The sequence below is a fragment of the Nocardia carnea genome, from assembly GCF_029868855.1.
Taxonomy (GTDB): Bacteria; Actinomycetota; Actinomycetes; order Mycobacteriales; family Mycobacteriaceae; genus Nocardia; species Nocardia carnea_A.
In genome coordinates, this window is sequence record NZ_JARWOV010000158.1 from 38864 (window position 1) to 56785 (window position 17922).

Consider the following 17922-nt stretch of genomic DNA (forward strand, 5'->3'; position numbering starts at 1 on the left):
TGCCGATCCTTCGGTGTTCAGAGCTGCTCGAGCGCAGGCTTATCGGTTTCCGCGGCGAGCAGCGCCTGCAGCAGCACGGCATAGCCGTACGCGCCCAGGTACAGGTCGTCGAGGTCGATGGATTCGTCGGTGGTGTGGGCCCGGCCGGGGTCACCGGGGCCGAAACCGAGCGTGGGTATCGCGTGCCGGCCCGCACTGGCCGACCCGTTGGTGCAGAACTGGTAGTAACCGGGACGCGGGTCGAGGCCGGCCGCCACAAGCGCCCGGATAGCCTGCGCAGCAGGCCATTCCGTAGCCGGTACCCACCAGGCGGGCGCAAAGGATTCTGCGCTTGCCTCGACGCCGGTCCAGGTGGTGAACTCGCTACGGGCGAGGTCGATATCGACGCGGGCACCGGCCCGTCCGGCAATCCGTCCCGCGAGCTCGCGCAGCGGTTCGAGCACATCGGCCGCCGATTCGCCCAGCACTGTGCGACGGTCGTAGGTCGCCACGCAACGGTCGGGAACCACCGAGACATTCGGGTACGGTTCGGATTTGAGAATGGTCAGGGCGATCATCGCCGGCCCGAGTTCCGGATGATGCGGGAACTCCAGGTCGCGGACGGCGGTGAGCACATCGGCCATCACCTCGGCGGCATTCACTCCGGCCTCCGGATACGCCGAATGACTCGACCGCCCGCGCACCTCGATATTCACCTCCGCCCGGCCGCGCTGGCCGAGCATCAGCCGGTTCGCGGACGGTTCGCCGATCACGACCACGTCCGGCCGGACCTGCTCGAGCACCCGGCTCAGCGCGGGCCCTTCGACCAGTTCCTCGCAGACCGTTCCCGCGACGACGATCGTGCCGCGCAACCCGTCCGGCAACGCCGCCGCGCCGTAGACGACCGCTGCCAGCGCACTTTTCATATCGACGGTGCCGCGGCCGTACACGACGCCGTCGGCCACCTCGCCCCACGGACTGTGCGACCATCGGTCCGGGTCGGTCACCGCCACCGTGTCCAGGTGACAGTCCACCAGCACCACCGGCCCCGGTCCGAACCGCAGGATGCCGATCACATTGCCCCAGTCGTCGATGGTGACATCGAAGCCGAATGCGGTGAGTTCGTCGGCGAGCACCCGGACAGTGGGTTGTTCCGCGGTGGCCGGGCTGCGGGCGGCGACGAGACGTAACAGGAAGTCCCGCAGGCCGTCTCGATCGATTCGCACGTTTGTTTCCCCGCCGCCCATCTCAGTTTCCGCCCTGGCCGGTACCGCCGGTGACGGTTCCGGGTCGCCGGCCGGTGTGTCCGCCGGACCGCCAGACCGCTTCCCCGCCGACGGTGACCAGCTCGACGCCCGGCGGAGTGCTGTGTGGCTCGGCATACGTCGCGGTGTCCACATACCGCCGCGGGTCGATCAGCATCAGATCCGCGCGCCGGCCTTCGGCTACCGCGCCCCGATCGTCGAGCCCGAGGAGACGGGCGGGGCCGGCGGCCAGTCGGGTGACCGCCTCCGGAAGCGTGATCAGTTTGTCCCGCAGGGCGAAACGGCCCAGCACTTTCGGTGCGGTGCCGTAGAGCCGCGGGTGCGGATGCGGGTTGAAGACCCCGTCGGAACCGACCAGCGCGCCCGAGCGGACGAAGATCTCGCGCACGACTTCCTCGGCGGAGTAGTGGTCGATCATGGCCGCGTCCAGTGCGGTATCGGCGAGCAGGTCCAGCACCGCGACGGCCGGGTCGGTGCCGGTTTCCCCGGCGATCCGCGCAACCGTTGCGCTCACCGCCGCCTCGCGGGGCGCACCGGCCTGCGTGATCACGATGTTCTCCGGCCCGCACGCCCCGAACAGGTTCTCCCATCCGGGCAGCCCGCGATGCATATCCCGGCACATCCGCTCCCGTTCCCCGGTGTCGCGGACCCGTTCGAGCGTCGCGGCCGGCCCACCGTCGAAGGCGTACGGCGGCAGTAACGCGCTCAGCAGGGTGCTACCGGCCCCGTAGGGGTACTGGTCGAAGGTGAGCCGGATCCGGTCCTGCGCCGAACTCAGCAGATCGATGAGGTCGGACAGCAGTTCGGGGACGCCGACGAGCTTCACGTGCGAGACGTGCAGCGGCGCGCCCGTGTGTTCGCAGACCCGGACGAACTCGGCGATCGAATCCAGTACGCCCGCGGCCTCGTTGCGGACATGCGGTACCAGCGGGACGTCGAAACAGGCGGCGGCTTCGGCGATACCGATGAGCTCGGCGGTATCGGCGTACAGGCCCGGTGCGTAGATCATGCCGAACGAAACCGCCCGGCAGCCCGCCGCCAGCGATTCCTCGACGAGGTCTTTCATCGCCGCCATTTCGCGGGCGTCGGGCCGGCGGTCGGCATTGCCCATCACCGCTTCGCGGACCGCGCTGTGCGGAACGCAGGCCACCATATTGGCGGCGGGCCCGGCCTGCTGTAGCGCGTCCAGGTACTCGCCCATGCTCCGCCACGTCCACGGAGCGGAGGTACTCGGCTCCAGACCTTGCAGGTAGCTGCGCCGGCTCGGCAGGGTCGCGTCGGTGATCGGCGCGGGGCCGAGGCCGTCGGGGCAGATCAGATCCGTGGTGAAACCTTGCGCGATCTTCGGCGTGAGCAGCGGATCGTCGAACGGGCGCAGGGCGGAGTGGGCGTGCAGGTCGACGAAACCCGGAAGCAGCAGACGGCCGGTGCCGTCGACGCGCTCGCCGGCGGATTCCACCGGCAGCCGCGGCCCCACCGCGACGATACGTCCACCTTCGACCGCTACATCGGCGGTCCGGACACCTGTTTCGTCGACAACCTCGGCATCGGTGATGAGCAGGGCCGCTTCCACAGTTCCTCCAATTTGTATGACAACTGACATGAGTTCTAACACAAGGGGCGGGTCCGGGGAAGAGTTCCGGAGAATGAAGAAACATGATGGTTACGTGTCCGGACTCGGACACCGGCGCCGACGAGGAGGGGCGAGATCGTGTCGGACAGCGGCTCAGGGCAGGACAGCGGAACCATTCCGGCGCCGGCGCCGGTGCTGATCGTGGTGAGTGGACCACCGGGCAGCGGCAAGACCACACTCGCGCACGCGATGGCCCAGCGACTCGGTGTTCCTGCGGTGATACGCGACGAAATCAAGCAGGGCATGGCCCTGGCCGCCGATCGGACAGCGGGGCGGGACTGCGATGAGCTGAACATGCCGGTGCTGACCGCTTTTTTCGACGTTCTCGGCGTCATGGTGCGGGCCGGTGTCACAGTGGTTGCCGAAGCCGCATACCAGCGGCGATTGTGGGTGCCGAATCTGCTGGCGCTGTCTCGGGTAGCCGATATCCGGGTCGTTCACTGCACGGCATCGATATCGGAAATCCGGGACCGGATCATCCGCCGCGCCGAGATGGACCCTCATCGGCGGGCACACAACGACGCGGACCTCCTCGCGGCGATCACTTCCGGTAGCCATTCGGTTGAGCATTTCGAATCGGTCGATCTCGACGTGCCCGCCCTCACTGTCGACACCACCGACGGCTACTGCCCGGATCTCGAAGCGATCGCCCGGTTCGCGGTCCCGCCGAGATGACCGCCGCTGCGCAGCCTTCCGGTCGGCCCGGGACGACGCTCAGCGTGATCGCGTGCGGCGGGCCTCGATCCGGGCGAGCTGCTCGGCGGTGAAGTCGGCCGTCCAGACCCGTTGCAGCATATGCCAATCGGCGGGGTGCGCCGCGATACCGGCGGCGAACCTGTCGGCCAGCCGCTGCGTCGTCGCGGCGACACCACCGGTGGTGTCGACGGGTGCGCCGATGTCGAAGCCCCAGCCGTCCGGGGTGAACCAGCAGTGCACCGGCAGCAGAGGGGCGCCGGTCTCGATGGCCAGTTTGGCCGGGCCCGCGGGCATGGTGGCGGGTTCGCCGAAGAAGTCGACCGGTACGCCCGCACCGGACAGATCGCGTTCGCCCAGCAGCCCCACTATGCGGCCGGCCCGGAGCCGGGCGGCCAACTGTTCGAACGGCGGTGTCTCCACACCGGTGAGTGGAATGATCTCGAAACCGAGGCTCTCCCGGAACCGGACGAAACGCTGGAACAGTGACTCCGGTGCCAGCCGCTCGGCCACAACGGTCGGCGTGCCCAGCCGCCGCACCACCCACACCCCGGCCAGGTCCCAGTTCCCGCTGTGCGGCAGCGCGAGCACCGCGCCACCGCCACGCGCGACCGCGTCACGTATGTACTCGACCCCGGTGGCCGAGGATTCGATGGTCTCGGCCAGCCGCACCGGATCCATCGAGGGCAGCCGGAACGCCTCGCACCAGTATCTGGCGTAGGAACGCAGGCTCTCCCGGACGAGGTCGTCGGGCACTTCCGCCGGGGTGGTGCCGAGCACGCGGGCGAGGTTGCGGCGCAATTGTTCCGGGCCGCCCCCGCGGGCCGCCCGATCGGCCGCGATCCGGAACAGCCACGCGGCCCACCGCTGCGGCAGCAGCCGCACCAGCCGCCAGGCCGCCGCGTACCCGAGATCGGCCGCGCGGGCGCCCGCGTTCACCCGGACACCGGCTCGCGCCGGGGTACCTGGGGAGTCGTTCGAATGTGCCATGGTCGATGCCTTCGACTCGATTCTCCGGTGGACCGATCCTCGAACTGAATCGAAATGGTGCGCAGGGGTCATACGCGATGCGCGAACGCCTCGATGGTACCCACCCCCGGCGATGCCCGGTGGATCTTCGAACCGGCGCGGGATGTCCGGGTCCGCGACGCATCGGAACAGGCGTCCGCCGGCCGGATCGTTCGCGGCCGCGGTGCGGTCCCCGCCGCCGGTGATGTCGTCGCGCCGGATGTCGGTGGTTCTCGGTAGCGTCGGCAGCTGTGGAAACAGGGGAACGTATCCGAGAGCTCGCCGACCGCATCGTGGTCTTGCGGGATGCCTACTATCAGGGCTCACCGCTGGTCGCGGACGCCGAGTACGACACGATCGAGGACGAGCTGCGCGGCCTGATCGAGGCATATCCCGAGCTCGCGCCCGACCCGAACCCGCTGGAGCAGGTCGGTGCGCCCGCGGTGCTGCATGCCCCGGTCCGGCATTCGCGTCCGATGCTGTCGCTCGAGAAGGCGACCACACCCGAGCAGGTTGCGGCATTCTTCGATCGCTTCCCCGGCCAGCCCGTGGTGGTGATGCCGAAGCTCGACGGCTTGTCCCTGGCCCTGGTCTACGAGGACGGGCCACTCGTGCGTGCGGTCACCAGGGGCGACGGCACCACGGGTGACGACGTGACCGTGCTGGTCCGCGCGCTCGTCGACGGCGTTCCGGAACGGATCGACGTCCCGGGGCGAGTGGAGGTGCGCGGGGAAGCGGTGATGCTGCGCTCGACGTTCCTCGCCTACAACACCGGACACGCGGACAAACCCCTGATCAATCCCCGCAACGCCGCGGCGGGAACATTGCGGGCGAAGGACCCGGCCACCGTCGCCGAGCGGCGCCTGCAGTTCTTCGGCTTCGACCTCGACACCTCCGCAGGCGGCGCCGCGGCCGATCTCGAAGAGGGCCTGCGGGCGCTGGGGATCGCGGGCGCGCAGATGCGGGTCTGTCCCGACGCGGAACAGGCCCGGGCGGCGATCACTGCGATCGAGCAGGGTCGCAACGACCTGGACTACGACATCGACGGCGCGGTGTTGCGCTTGGCCGATCGCGGCGCCTATGCCGCCGCCGGAACCCGATCCGCCAGCCCGCGTGGTGCGCTGGCGTTCAAGTTCGCCGCCGAGGAGAAGACCACCCTGCTCAACGAGGTGGTCTGGGATGTCGGCAAAACGGGCAAGATCGTCCCGGTCGCCTGGCTGGAACCGGTTTTCGTGGGCGGTACCACCGTGACGAAGGCGACGCTGGCCAACCAGGAGGTGATCCGCGCCCGCGATATCAAGGTCGGTGACACCGTGCTGGTCCGCCGGGCGGGTGACGTGATCCCGTTCGTGGCAGGGGTACTCGATGCCTCGAAACGCACGGGCGAGGAACGCGAGATCGTTCCCCCCACCGTCTGCCCGTCGTGTGGGCAGCCGGTGACCGAACAGGGAAACAGCCGGGAACTGTTCTGCACCAACGTCTCGTGTCCCGCGCAGACGGTGCGCAGGCTGATCCACTGGGCATCACGCGCGGCGGCCGATATCGATGCGTTCGGACAGGTGTGGATCGAGCGCCTCGCCGAGGCCGGGATCCTGGAACGCCCGTCGGACTTCTACGGGCTCACCGCGGAGCGCCTGCTCGAATTCGACCGTATCGGTGAGGTTTCGGCCGCACGCATGATCGACTCTATCGACGCGAGCCGAGCGGTCGGGCTGCGCCGTGCCCTGATCGGCTTGGCGATCCCGATGGCCTCCGACGGCACCGCCGCTCGTCTGGCCCGGGCGGGCTTCCGCTCGCTCGAGGAGGTCGCCGACGCGGGCGAGGAACGCCTCGTGGCGGTGGACGATATCGGGCCGAAGGTTGCCGCCTCACTGGTCGAACACCTCACTCGCCTGCGGCCGGAACTCGAACGGCTGCGGCAGGCCGGGGTCTCCCTCGATGTACGCGAAGAGGATCTTCCACCGGTCGTCGAGGCCGGCGCTCCCTTGGCAGGCAAAACGGTGGTGATCACCGGCGCCCTCAGCGATCCGCGCTCCGGGGAAAAGGTGGCCCGCCCGACGTTCCAGCGCCTGTGTGAGAAGGCCGGTGCGACAGCCGCATCATCGGTATCGGCCAACACCGACCTGCTCGTCACCGGCGCCGGAGTCGGCGACAGCAAGCTGGCCAAGGCGGAGAAACTCGGCGTCGACATCGTCGATCAGGGCGAGATCTGGAATCTGCTGATCGAAGCCAAGGTGATCTAGAGGTCTCGGCCTGGCGCTGTGTTCAGCCGGGTTCGCCGACACCGAGTTCCGCGAGGGCGGCCCGGGTCGCCGCTGCCAGCAGCGCGCCGTCGGGTTCGGCGTCCTGTTCCGGTTTCGTGCTCAGCACGGAGATCACGAGCGGCGCGCGGCCCGGAGGCCAGACGATGGCGACATCGTGGGCGGAACCGTAGGCGGGGGTTCCGGTTTTGTGGCCGACGAGCCAGTCGGCGGGCAGGCCGGCGCGGATGCGGTCCGCCCCCGAAGTGGTGGCGATCAGCCAGGTTTTCAGCTGTTCGCGTTCGGGTGCCGGCAGAGTATCGCCGACGACGAGGGTGCGATAGTCGCCGGCCAGCGCGGCCGGTGTGGTGGTATCGCGCTCATCGCCGGGGATGGCAGTGTTGAGTTCGGTCTCCCAGCGATCCAATCGCGAGATGTCGTCTCCGATCGAGCGCAGGAACGCGGTGAAACCGGCGGGTCCGCCGAGTAGTTTCAGAATCTGATTACCGGCGGTGTTGTCGGAGACGGTGATCGCCGCGTGGCACAGATCGGCGACCGTCATTCCGGTGTCGACGTGCTGCTCCGTCACCGGCGAGTACTCGACGAGTTCGTGGCGCGGATAGTGGATCACCTGGTCGAAGAACCCCGACGACAGCGGGTGCGCGTCCAGCAGGGCGCCGCAGGCGAGCCCCTTGAACGTGGAGCCCATCGCAAACCGCTCGTCCGGGCGATACGAGACACTGCTACCGGTGGCTGTATCGAGCGCGAAAACCCCCAACCGCGCACCATGAGTTTTCTCCAGGTCCGCGAAAGCCTGGGTGGCCGCCGGTGCCGCGATGCTGCTCGTGGGTTCCGATGTCGCGGTGGTATTCGGCGCCGAATCGCAGGCCGCGCTGAACGACAGCGCGGAGACCGCCAGCGCGGCGGCCAGAAACCGTCTCCGGTTTCGTGGGTTCAGCTGGGAAAGAATTGGGTAGGTCACCGCGGCAGGACATCACCGCCCGGTCGGTTACCGCAAATAGCTCGACCCGCCGCGCACGAGTCGTAATGGATATCGGCGCAGGCCGTGGCTGTTTCTACGCCACAACGCCGACCGGCCGGGCGCGGGGCTCAGCGGGCGGCGATGAGTTCCAGGGTCGCGTCCAGGACGGCGCGGTCGGCCGAGCCGGGGACCAGGATGAATTCGTCGAGTCCGGCTGCTTCCGCCGCGTCCAGCGTCCGGTGCAATGCGTCGGCGTCGTGGGTCTTCATGGCAGCCGCGGCCGATGCGGCATGATCGGCACCGAAGAAGTCCAGGTATTCCGCGGTGAAACCGTGCAGGACGGTCTGGGCATCCGGCACGCCCAGGACGTAGAAGCAACCGCTCACCAGCCGGGGCGTTCCGCGGTCCGCGGCGGCCCAGGCGCGGCGGGCGGCGTCGGCGGACCACGCGATCTCCTCCGGCACCCCGCCCACGCTGAACGACACCACTCCGTCGGCCCAGCGCGCGGCACGGGCCAGCGATTTGGGGCCGAGCGCCCCGGCGAGCACGGGTGGGCCACCGGGCTGGACACACGGCGGGCCGACGGGATCGGCCCCTTCGAACGGCGGCTCACCCGCCCACAGCGACCGCAGTTCGGCGACCGCCCGGTCGAGCCGTTCGTGGCGGCGCTCGGAACCGGCCCCGAGACTGCGGTAATCATCACCGCGCCCGCCGACGCCGACGCCGAGGGTGAAACGGCCCTCCGACAGGACGTCCAGCGTCGCGGCCTGTTTGGCCACCAGCGCCACCGGATGGGCCGGTGCCACCGACACATTCGCGAGGATCCGCACCCGCTCGGTCACCGCGGCGGCGGCCGCCAGGGTGGTCCACATCTCCGGGTTGTGGAAGGTCATCCGTTCACCGCACGAAACGCTGGATACCGGCCCTTGATCCGCGAGCCGCGACCATTCGACGGTGGCCGCCCGGTCATAGCCTCGGCACATGGTGGGCAATGCGATCCCGATATCCATCGCCCCAGCATCGGGCACTCCCCCGGCCTTCGCAAGAACACGTTCCAGTCTCGACGTGACGGCCACAGCCGAATCGGTCACTGAGTGTTCGCAATTCCGTGCTAAATGTTGAAGAGCGGTCATTCAGACCTGCCGCGAGAACGAGGCACGACCTGCTGGTGGTGCGCCGGAGGGAGGACGGATCATGATCTGTCCACACTGCAGTGAGAATCTGCTGCGCCGGGAACGCACCGATCACCGGTGCTCGAAATGCGGGCGGGAGTTCGCCCTCGACCCCAAGGCAGAGCCGCTGGGCCTGCACGACCTGCGGTTACGGTCGCTCACGGAACGCCTGACCGCCGGTCGCGGCCTGTCCGCGACCGTGACGCAGCTCTGGTACGCGGCGGCGCGGCGGCAGCTGCCCGGGCTGGACCGCCATGTCGGCGGTACGGCGGGGACCTGGGTGGGCCTCGTTGTCCTGGTGACCTACATCCTGTGCCTGATCAGTGGCATCCAGGGATGGAGCGGTGCTTTCGTGTTCTGGAAAGTGATCCTGTACGGTGCGCTCGCCCTGGTGGCCGGGATGGTGGTGATCTACAGCTGCCGCCCGTGGTTCCAGCGGCGGACGCGGATCGCGATGCCGGTGACGGCGTATGGATTCCGGACCGACGTGCTCGGCCGCTGGATCAGCGTCTACGGTGAATTCCCGCCGGGGGTGGTCGACGAACAGCAGGTGCCGGTCCCGGTGATCGAGCACCCGCGGGTCGCTCTGGTCTGCGACGACCCCAGCGTGCGGGCATGTCTGGCAGCCAACCGGATACCGCAGGCCTACGATATGGCACTCGCCGACCGTATCGAGAACGCCCCGGCGGGGGTCCCGGTGCTGTTGCTGCACGATGCGAGCCTGCAAGGTTTCGCCAACGCGAAAGCCGCCCGGCTGACTCTCGGTGACCGGGTGCGGATTCTCGGTCTCGCCCCGCGGGCGGTGATGGACAACGAATCCGCCATCCGCCTGCACGAACGACCACCGACGGCCGACCGTATCTCGTTTCTGTACACCGTGGGACTCACCCAGCGGGAAATCGATTGGCTCGCGGCCGGATGGTGGTCGCCGATCGCCGCTATCCCACCGGCGCGGCTGATCGCGGTGGTCTCCCGGGCGGCCGAGAAACTCGAAGACGAAACCGACGCCGAACGGCGCGCGGCCCGCCGGACGGGTTTCCTGACGTGGCCGGCGGCATGATCACCGGAACCTTCGACCGCATCGTAGGTCTTGCCGCCGAACGGGCCGCGGCGCCGAACGGACTGCTGTTCACCGAACGGCAGCTGTACTACGAGGTGTGCCGCACGGTGCTGCCGGTGCAGCGGCTACCACGCCGGCCCGCGTTCACAGTGCCGCCGGTGGTGCCGTACCGCGCTTTCCGGGCGGCGCTCGACCGTATCGGTGCAGTGCCCGGACTACTCGCCCCGCCGCGGCCCCGCCCGGCGGAGGCGGGTGCGCACACCCCGGAACCGGATCTCTTCGATTACGGCCTGCCGCGGCTGCTGATCTGCCGTTCCACGGCGGTCGCGGCCATGTTGCGTGCCAACGGGATACCGATGGAATCGGCGTGCCCGGTGGTGAGCGCCGCGGAACTACCGCTCGACCCGGGAATCACGACGATGCTCGCCCGCGTGCACGGCACCGTCTACGTCCTGCACGACGCGAGCCCGGCAGACCGCACCTTCCCGGAACAGCTGCCCGGTCTGACCGATATCCCCGGCGGCGTCGATATCGTGCCGATCGGCCTGCGCCCCGCCCAGACCGCACCGCTGCACCTCACATATATCCGCACAACGGACCCCGTCCGGACCCGGGCCGTCGAAGTGGAATCGGTGAATCCCGCGGTGCTGCTGCGCAGTGTGCACCGGCTGGTTCGCAGTGTCCAGCGGCCCGGTAGCACCTCGATCGATATCCGCCGCGCCCGGCGGACGGGCTTTCTCACCTGGCCCGCCTCATGAAGGAGCCGAGTATGCGCGCACGCGACGAGATCACCTACACCGACGAGCTGCTGGCCGACCGGACCGTGCATCGCCGGTATTCCGACGGCCGGCAGGAATGGCGCTCCCGCGGGCCGGACGGGGTGGTGTCGTGGCGCGACGACCGCGGCTCCACCGGCACCGACGAACCGCTGGGCCGGCACCTGATCAAACGCACCTACGGCGACGGCCGCATCGTCTACGGGCGCGAGGCCGGTTACGGGCGAACTCTGTGGGGTGACGGCGTCCTCACCGCCAATCGTTCGTCGTTCGGCGGCCGGCTCGGCGGTATCCTCGCCGCCGCGGCGGGGGTCGTACTGGTGGGCAGTCTGATCGCGCCACCGGAGTCGCTGACCCCCGAGCAGGAAGAAGAGCTACGCCTCGCCGCCGAAGAAGACCCGGCCGCGGCCACGGGCGGCTCCGGCGAATACGGCGAATGGGGCGGCGACGCCGATACCGACGGCGATTTCGGCTGAGGAGCAGCAGTGAGCCGATGGTGTGCATTCCTGACAGCGCACGACCCGGCCGCGCAGGTCCGCGCGGTCGGTGGCGACCCGGTTCCGGTATCGGGGCGCACCGCATTCGGGCTGCTCGACGAACCGGGCCGGGCTGCGGGGCCGTTCACCTGGGGTGATCTGACGGCAATCGGGGAGGTCACCCTGTTCAATGTCGCGGAGCTACGCCGGGGCCTGGGGCCGGATGCCCCGCCACCGGATTGCGCCGACGGGCTCCTGCTGCTGGCCTGCTACGCACGTTTCGGCGCTACCGGTCTGGCGGCGGCCGACGGGATGTTCGCACTGGCGATCTCCGAGGGCACCGAGCTGGTGCTGGTCCGCGACCATGTCGGTGCCCGCACCCTGTTCCATGCCCGTGCCCGCGGCCAGTGGGCGGCAGCGACTTCGTTACGCGCGCTGCGGCGCTGGCCCGAACTGGAGACCGGGCTGCATCTGCCCGCCGTGCGCTCGTTCCTGACCTTCGCGTACCTGCCGGGTTCGGAAACCCTGTTGCGCGGCGTCCACGAGGTGCTGCCGGGCCGATGCCTGCGGCTGCGACCCGACGGTTCGGTCGACGAGCAGATCTTCTGGGAGCCTGCGGAACATACCGAGGACCGGCCCGCCCGCGAACACGCGCAGCGGTTGCGGGAACTCCTCGAGAGCGCGACCGCCCGGCGTTTACCGGCGGGCGAACCGGTCGCCGTCCTGCTGTCCGGCGGTATCGACAGCAGCCTGGTCACCGCCCTCGCCACGAAACTGCACGAGCATCCGGTGCGGTCGTATTCGATCGGTTTCGACGGCACCACCCCGAACGAGCTCGCCTACTCCGGCCTCGTCGCCACCCACTGCCGCACCACCCACCGGGTGCTCACGGTGCCCGGAACCGCCGTCGCCGACCGGCTCGCCCATACCGTCTCCCTGCTGGACTGCCCGGTAGGTGATCCCCTCACGGTGCCGAACCTGTTGCTGGCCGAGGCCGCCGCGGCCGACGGCGCCGGCACCATCCTCAACGGTGAAGGCGGGGACCCGGTATTCGGTGGCCCGAAGAACCTGCCGATGCTGATCTTCGAACTGTTCCGCGACGATCCCGGTCCGCAGTCCCGCGCCCGCGCCTATCTCGACAGCTACCGCAAATGCCACGGCGACCTGCCCGTCCTGCTCACCTCCGGGGTGCTGGCGGAGTTGTCGGACGCCCCGCCGCTGACCGATCTGCTCACCCCGTACCTGCAACAGGGCAGGATGACCGGCCTGCTCAATCAACTCCTGCACACCAACCTGCGCACCAAAGGCGCGCACCACATCCTCACCAAAGTGGAACGACTCACCGCCGCAAGCGGAGTGGAGGGCCGCGCCCCGCTGTTCGACCGCGATGTCATCGACTACTCGTTCCGGATACCGGCGAACCTCAAACTCGCCGGCACGACGGAGAAGTGGATTCTGAAGGAAGCGGTCCGCGATCTGCTGCCCGCGACCATTGTCGACCGGCCGAAGAGCGGAATGCGGGTTCCGGTGCAGCAGTGGCTCACCGGACCGCTCGCCGATCTGGGCAACGACGTGCTCTTCGGCCCCAGCGCGCGGGCCCGCGACCTGTTCCGCGCCGATACGCTGCGTGCCTGGCTGCGCGGTGACGGCTCCCTGCTGCCGCGCCACGGCGGCAAATTGTGGCTGGTCCTCACGCTGGAACTGTGGTTGCGGTCGTTCGAGGTGGGCCCCTGAACCTCTCCGCGCCGCTTGCCGTCACCGTTCGAAACCAGGAGTCCCGCACCGATGTCCGCACCGCACACCCCGCCCCCGCTCAAACAGCAGGCCGACGACGACAACGAGATCCACGATGTCGCCACGTTCCGGGACGCGGGACGCAATGCGGTCACCCCGGTCGCGCAGTTCCCGGAGCCGGTCGCGCTGGCGGTGGTGAACGCTTTCGCCGATATCGTCACCCGCGCCAAACAGAGCGCCGCGGCGACAGGCCCGGACTCCGACGGCATCGTCCGCTCGCAAACTTTCGAGGAGGGCGATGTGTACATGATCGAGAAGCCGTTCGACGGTTTCTTCGCCGACCGCTACCTCATGGACTTCTACGATGTCGCCGAACGCGATATCTGCTCCCGGATGCATCTGCACACCGGACTGCGTTTCGTACGAATGATGACCGGACCCGATACCCGCATCAGGGTCGGCAGCCTCTCCCCCTTCGAGGTCACCGATATCGCGGGCGTCACACCGTTTCGCCCGGCCACCTTCGAAGACGACCTACCCGATACCCCCGCCGGTGTGCATCGCATCCGATACAACTTGATCGTGCCGCCCTGCTCGTTCGTCGATATGCAGATTCCGCGCGGCGTGAGCCACCAGTTCAACGCGATCGGCCCGCACGCGGTGATCGATTCGGTGCATCCGGAGGAGTCCATCGAGGTTTTCCGCGAGCAGATGTCGGGTTACAAGATGATGGCCCAGACGGTCTTCCTCGCCGACGAGCTACCCGCCGCCGCCACCTGTATCGATACCGTCGCCCCCGACCACTGAAACCGATACCGGCCCGTTGTCCGCGGTCGGCAAGTGCTCATGAGTGAACGGTCCGAACTCGCCCGGTAGCGGCTCGATGGCTGTACCGCCCGGGGGGCACCGGCGAAACGTGTGTGGGCACGCAGTCCGCTGGCCACCAACGGGTTTCACGATCGAAGTCACGGTCGGCGCGGTGCGGCGCGCGAAGTCTGGCTACTCCGGTCGTGGGCCCGCCGCTCTCGGGCCGAGCTCCCCGTCGCTGCCGAAGTCGCGCGGGAGCACCTCTCGGACTGATACAACTGACTGCGGCTGTAGTCAGGTGGCGGGCGGTACCGCCCGGAGATCGAGAGGGTGGCCCGGGTGGATCAGGACTCCTACCGGAAATTGTTCGACCTGAGCGGCCGGACCGCGATCATCACCGGCGGCACCCGCGGTATCGGGCTGGCGCTGGCCGAGGGCTTCGCCTGCGCGGGCGCGAATATCGTGGTGGCGAGCCGTAAACCGGAAGCCTGCGACGAGGCCGCGACCCGGCTGCGCGAACTCGGCGCGGAAGCCATCGGCGTCCCGGCCCATCTCGGCGAGGTGAGCGCCCTGCACGATCTGGTGGCGACCACGGTGCAGCGGTTCGGTGGGCTCGATATCGTCGTCAACAACGCCGCCAACGCGCTCGCGCAACCCTTGGGGAGTATGCAGCCGGAGGCAGTCGGCAAATCATTCGGCGTCAACGTGCAGGGGCCGTTGTTCCTGGTCCAGGCGGCGCTGCCGTATCTGCGGGCCAGCGAACACGCGGCCGTGCTCAACTTCGGCTCGGTCGCGGCGATGCAGTTCGCCCCCGCGCTGTCGATGTACGCGGCGGGCAAGGCCGCCCTGCTGTCGTTCACCCGCTCCATGGCCGCCGAATTCGCCGCCGACGGTATCCGCGTGAACGCCATGGCGCCCGGCGCGGTGGACACCGATATGGTCCGCAAGAATCCGCCCGAGTTCATCGAGGCGATGGCCGGGGCGTCGCTCCTGGGCCGCCTCGCCGAACCCGACGAAATGGTCGGGACGGCGTTACTGCTGTGTTCCGACGCCGGCAGTTTCATCACCGGCCAGACATTCCTGGTCGACGGCGGCACCGTCGCCCGCTGAGTCCGCTTCCGGAAAGGTCCGATCCGTGTCCCAGCTCTCCACCGAATACCTGCCCTCCGGCGTTGTCGTGCTGACGATCGAGCGCCCGCACCGGCGTAACGCGCTCGACAATCAAACAGTCGCGGAATTGCACACCGTGCTCGACGATGTGAACGGCAAGCCGGAGGTTCGCGCTCTCGTCATCACCGGCTCCGGCGCCGGCTTCTCCGCCGGCGCCGACCTCAAAGCGCAGCCGGAAGATTTCACCGCCAGGGACGCCAACCCGACGGCCGCCCTGCTGGGCTCGGTGCACTCTCCGGTGGCCCGGATCTATGCCTCCCAAGAACTGATGGCCTCGGCGTTCGAGAAGATCCACCGCCTCCGCCAGCCCGTGATCGCCGCGGTGAACGGGGCCGCGGTAGGCGGCGGTTTCGCCCTTGCCCTGGCCTGCGATATCCGCTTCGCAAGCGACGACGCGAGTTTCGGCGCCGTCTTCATCCGGCACGGTATCTCGGCCTGCGATATGGGCACCAGCTACCACCTGCCGCGCCTGGTCGGCGCTTCCCGCTCGGCCGAACTCCTGCTCACCGGCCGTATCTTCGACGCCCACGAGGCCGAACGCATGGGCCTGGTACTGGAGGTGACCAGCCGCGACGACCTCCTCGATCGCGCCGTCGCCAAGGCCGAGGAGATCGCCCGGCATTCCCCGCTCGCGGTCTGGATGACGAAGGAAACCATGTGGCAAACCGTGGATTCACCCAGTCTCCGGCACGCCCTCGATATCGAGAACCGCACCCAGGTGATGTGCAGCGCCACCGGCGAACTCGATGCCTCCTTCTCGGCTTTCCGGGAGGGCACCGATACCAGGTGGGGTCCGCTGTAGGTCCTTCGCCGCTAATTCTTCAGCCGCCGGCGATGGCGTGTAGGAGGCTGCACAGCACTGCACCCGTGCCGAAATGCGCGGCGGCACAGGTCGGCCCGGACCAGTCCCGGTCCGGGCCCTGACCCGTCGCAGGCACGACGGACCGACCCAGTCGCTACCGCATCATCGGCTGCCGGGCGGACACGGCGACGACCGCCAGGGCTACCACGGCAACGGTGATCACCAGCGGAAACCTCTGTCAGGTTGCACCGGCCAGGCTGCCGGCTCCGAGGCGGCCTGAAGAAGAGCACCGATCACCTCGATGGCCCGCTACCACCCGCCGAGCCGGAGATGTCGGCACCTCGGCGCGGACCCGCAGACCGGGCGGACGGTAGCCGAAACCTCCACCCGGTCGAGACAAAGGCCGCCCACAGCGAACGTCCTCTGCCCCGCGGATTCCCGTCGCCGCGCCGACCATAAGCGCCGACAGGCCCCGAACAGGCTGCCACGGTCGTCAGGTCGACCCGTCCCGCGGTTGGGTGCGAACTTCCGGCGGCGGCACCGGCCGGTAGTCCGCTACCGGAGCGCCACCCTCGGCAGGCGGTTCGCCCGCAGTTCCGCTCTCGCCGGGTTCGCCCTCGGCGGGAGCATCACCTTCCGTAGCCGGCGCGCCCTCGCCCGGCGGTTCACCGTTTGCCGGTGGTTCGCCCTCGGCGGGAGGCTCACCCTCAGCAGGTGGTTCACCCTCAGCGGGAGGCTCACCTTCTGCAGGTGGTTCACCCTCAGCGGGAGGCTCACCCTCAGCAGGTGGTTCACCCTCAGCGGGAGGCTCACCTTCTGCAGGTGGTTCACCCTCGGCAGGAGGCTCGCCCTCGGCGGGAGGCTCGCCCTCGGCGGGAGGCTCACCTTCGCCGGGAGGCGCACCCTCGGCGGGAGGCTCACCTTCCCCCGGAGGCGCACCCTCAGCAGGAGGCTCACCTTCTGCAGGTGGTTCACCATCAGCGGGAGGCTCACCCTCAGCGGGAGGTTGACCGGTCGGCGGCGGACCCGGATCGGGAGCCGGCGCGGAAGGCGGCGGTTTCTGCTCGTCCTTATCGGACTCGCTGTCCTCTTCGCTGTCCTCCTCGTCCTTGCCGCCCATACCCGACAGCATGCTCGCCATCAACAGCGGCGTCATCATGTCCCCGATACCGCCGCCACCGGGCGTCGGGGTCGGGGTGGGCGTCGGACTGGGGCCGGGACTCGGGCTCGGTTCCGGGCTGGGATCACGCGAGCTGTCTGAATCATCCGAACCACCGGTGCCGGACCCGAGTTCCTCCGCCGAGAGCTCGCCGGAACCGAGGCCGTCGGGCCCGAACAGGCCCGAATCGGAACCATCCGAACCGGAGCCACCCAGATCGAGATCACCCAAACCGAGGTCGCCCAAATCGAGGTCGCCGGAACCGGTGTCGTCGGAACCGGATTCATCCGTGCCTGTGCCGGAATCGTCCGGTCCACCGAAGTAAGGATCGTCGTCACCGCCGCCGTTGTTCTCCTCGTCGGAGTCGTCGTCGTCCTCCTCATACGGTTTTTCCTCCTCCTCGGCAGGAGGCTCCTCAGGAGGTGGTGGCGGTACTTCCGGCTCTTTCGGAGTCTCGGGATTCTCGTCCCCGCTGTCCTGGCCCAGCAGAAAACCACCGCCAGCAGCGAGACCAACAGCGGTGACAGCACCGACGGCCATGGCCTTCTTACTGATCTTCTTGTCCGAATCATCGTCGTCATCACGCCGACCACTGTCATCGTCGTCATCACGCCGACCACTGTCATCGTCGTCATCACGCCGACCACTGTCATCGCCGCCACCCGAGTCACCACCCGAACCGGGTGTGCCTGAACCGGGCGTGCCCGAACCCGGCGTGCCCGAACCGGGCGTGCCCGAACCCGGTGTGCCCGAACCGGGCGTGCCCGAACCCGGCGTGCCCGAACCCGGTGTGCCCGAACCGGGCGTGCCCGAACCCGGTGTGCCCGAACCGGGCGTGCCCGAACCCGGCGTGCCCGAACCCGGCGTGCCCGAACCCGGCGTGCCCGAACCCGGCGTCCTTGAACCGTGCGTTCCTGAACCCGGTGTGCCCGAACCCGGTGTGCCCGAACCCGGTGTGCCCGAACC

The 17922-nt window shown here is 68.8% G+C and carries 16 protein-coding genes; 9 read left to right on the top strand and 7 right to left on the bottom strand.

The window, feature by feature from the left end; translation table 11 throughout:
• Nucleotides 1-17: 17 nt before the first annotated feature.
• Both QH195_RS14490 and QH195_RS14495 read right to left on the bottom strand, forming a co-directional pair.
• Nucleotides 18-1205: a YgeY family selenium metabolism-linked hydrolase gene (locus tag QH195_RS14490; RefSeq protein WP_280435741.1), complete on the bottom strand. Its 1188-nt coding sequence runs from the start codon at nt 1203-1205 to the stop codon at nt 18-20.
• Nucleotides 1206-1227: 22 nt separating this feature from the next.
• Nucleotides 1228-2817 carry an N-acyl-D-amino-acid deacylase family protein gene (locus tag QH195_RS14495; protein WP_280435742.1) on the bottom strand — a complete coding sequence of 530 codons (1590 nt, stop codon included), beginning with the start codon at nt 2815-2817 and terminating at the stop codon, nt 1228-1230.
• Nucleotides 2818-2955: 138 nt separating this feature from the next.
• Between QH195_RS14495 and QH195_RS14500 the strand changes: the two genes are divergently transcribed.
• The gene (locus QH195_RS14500; protein WP_280435743.1) at nt 2956-3552 is read left to right on the top strand and encodes an AAA family ATPase; all 597 of its coding nucleotides are present in this window, start codon (nt 2956-2958) and stop codon (nt 3550-3552) included.
• A gap of 39 nt (nt 3553-3591) precedes the next feature.
• Here the strand turns inward: QH195_RS14500 and QH195_RS14505 are convergent, their stop codons facing one another.
• Entirely contained in the window at nt 3592-4509 is a 918-nt protein-coding gene (locus tag QH195_RS14505; protein WP_280435755.1) for a phosphatidylinositol mannoside acyltransferase, read from the bottom strand.
• Nucleotides 4510-4829: 320 nt separating this feature from the next.
• Here QH195_RS14505 and ligA point away from each other — a divergent pair, with 320 nt between their 5' ends.
• Complete coding sequence (ligA, locus tag QH195_RS14510; protein ID WP_280435744.1) at nt 4830-6821, top strand: NAD-dependent DNA ligase LigA; 1992 nt, start codon at nt 4830-4832, stop codon at nt 6819-6821.
• A gap of 22 nt (nt 6822-6843) precedes the next feature.
• Here ligA and bla read toward each other — a convergent pair whose 3' ends face one another.
• Nucleotides 6844-7776 carry a class A beta-lactamase gene (gene bla, locus QH195_RS14515; RefSeq protein WP_432278391.1) on the bottom strand — a complete coding sequence of 311 codons (933 nt, stop codon included), beginning with the start codon at nt 7774-7776 and terminating at the stop codon, nt 6844-6846.
• Between the two features lie 152 nt (nt 7777-7928).
• A complete protein-coding gene (locus QH195_RS14520; RefSeq protein ID WP_280435746.1) occupies nt 7929-8810 on the bottom strand; it encodes an LLM class flavin-dependent oxidoreductase in 882 nt (293 codons plus the stop codon).
• A gap of 184 nt (nt 8811-8994) precedes the next feature.
• Here QH195_RS14520 and QH195_RS14525 point away from each other — a divergent pair, with 184 nt between their 5' ends.
• The 7 genes from QH195_RS14525 to QH195_RS14555 all read left to right on the top strand — a co-directional run bounded on the left by QH195_RS14525 (nt 8995) and on the right by QH195_RS14555 (nt 15797).
• Complete coding sequence (locus QH195_RS14525) at nt 8995-10032, top strand: hypothetical protein (protein ID WP_280435747.1); 1038 nt, start codon at nt 8995-8997, stop codon at nt 10030-10032.
• Entirely contained in the window at nt 10029-10790 is a 762-nt protein-coding gene (locus tag QH195_RS14530; protein WP_280435748.1) for a hypothetical protein, read from the top strand. The genes QH195_RS14525 and QH195_RS14530 overlap by 4 nt, the downstream gene beginning before the upstream one ends.
• Before the next feature lie 11 nt (nt 10791-10801).
• Entirely contained in the window at nt 10802-11284 is a 483-nt protein-coding gene (locus tag QH195_RS14535) for a hypothetical protein (protein ID WP_280435749.1), read from the top strand.
• Between the two features lie 9 nt (nt 11285-11293).
• Nucleotides 11294-13018, top strand: coding sequence for an asparagine synthetase B family protein (locus QH195_RS14540; protein ID WP_280435750.1), 1725 nt, complete (start codon nt 11294-11296; stop codon nt 13016-13018).
• Nucleotides 13019-13069: 51 nt separating this feature from the next.
• A complete protein-coding gene (locus QH195_RS14545; RefSeq protein ID WP_280435751.1) occupies nt 13070-13825 on the top strand; it encodes a hypothetical protein in 756 nt (251 codons plus the stop codon).
• Between the two features lie 339 nt (nt 13826-14164).
• Nucleotides 14165-14935 carry an SDR family NAD(P)-dependent oxidoreductase gene (locus QH195_RS14550; RefSeq protein WP_280435752.1) on the top strand — a complete coding sequence of 257 codons (771 nt, stop codon included), beginning with the start codon at nt 14165-14167 and terminating at the stop codon, nt 14933-14935.
• Between the two features lie 25 nt (nt 14936-14960).
• Nucleotides 14961-15797 (top strand): enoyl-CoA hydratase/isomerase family protein, encoded by an 837-nt coding sequence (locus tag QH195_RS14555; protein WP_280435753.1) that lies wholly within the window; start codon nt 14961-14963, stop codon nt 15795-15797.
• A gap of 555 nt (nt 15798-16352) precedes the next feature.
• Here QH195_RS14555 and QH195_RS14560 read toward each other — a convergent pair.
• Together QH195_RS14560 and QH195_RS14565 are read right to left on the bottom strand one after the other, a co-directional pair.
• Nucleotides 16353-16775, bottom strand: coding sequence for a hypothetical protein (locus QH195_RS14560; protein ID WP_280435754.1), 423 nt, complete (start codon nt 16773-16775; stop codon nt 16353-16355).
• An 848-nt stretch (nt 16776-17623) separates the two neighbouring features.
• A partial coding sequence (locus QH195_RS14565; RefSeq protein ID WP_432278838.1) for a pentapeptide repeat-containing protein occupies nt 17624-17922 on the bottom strand: 299 nt, incomplete at its 5' end.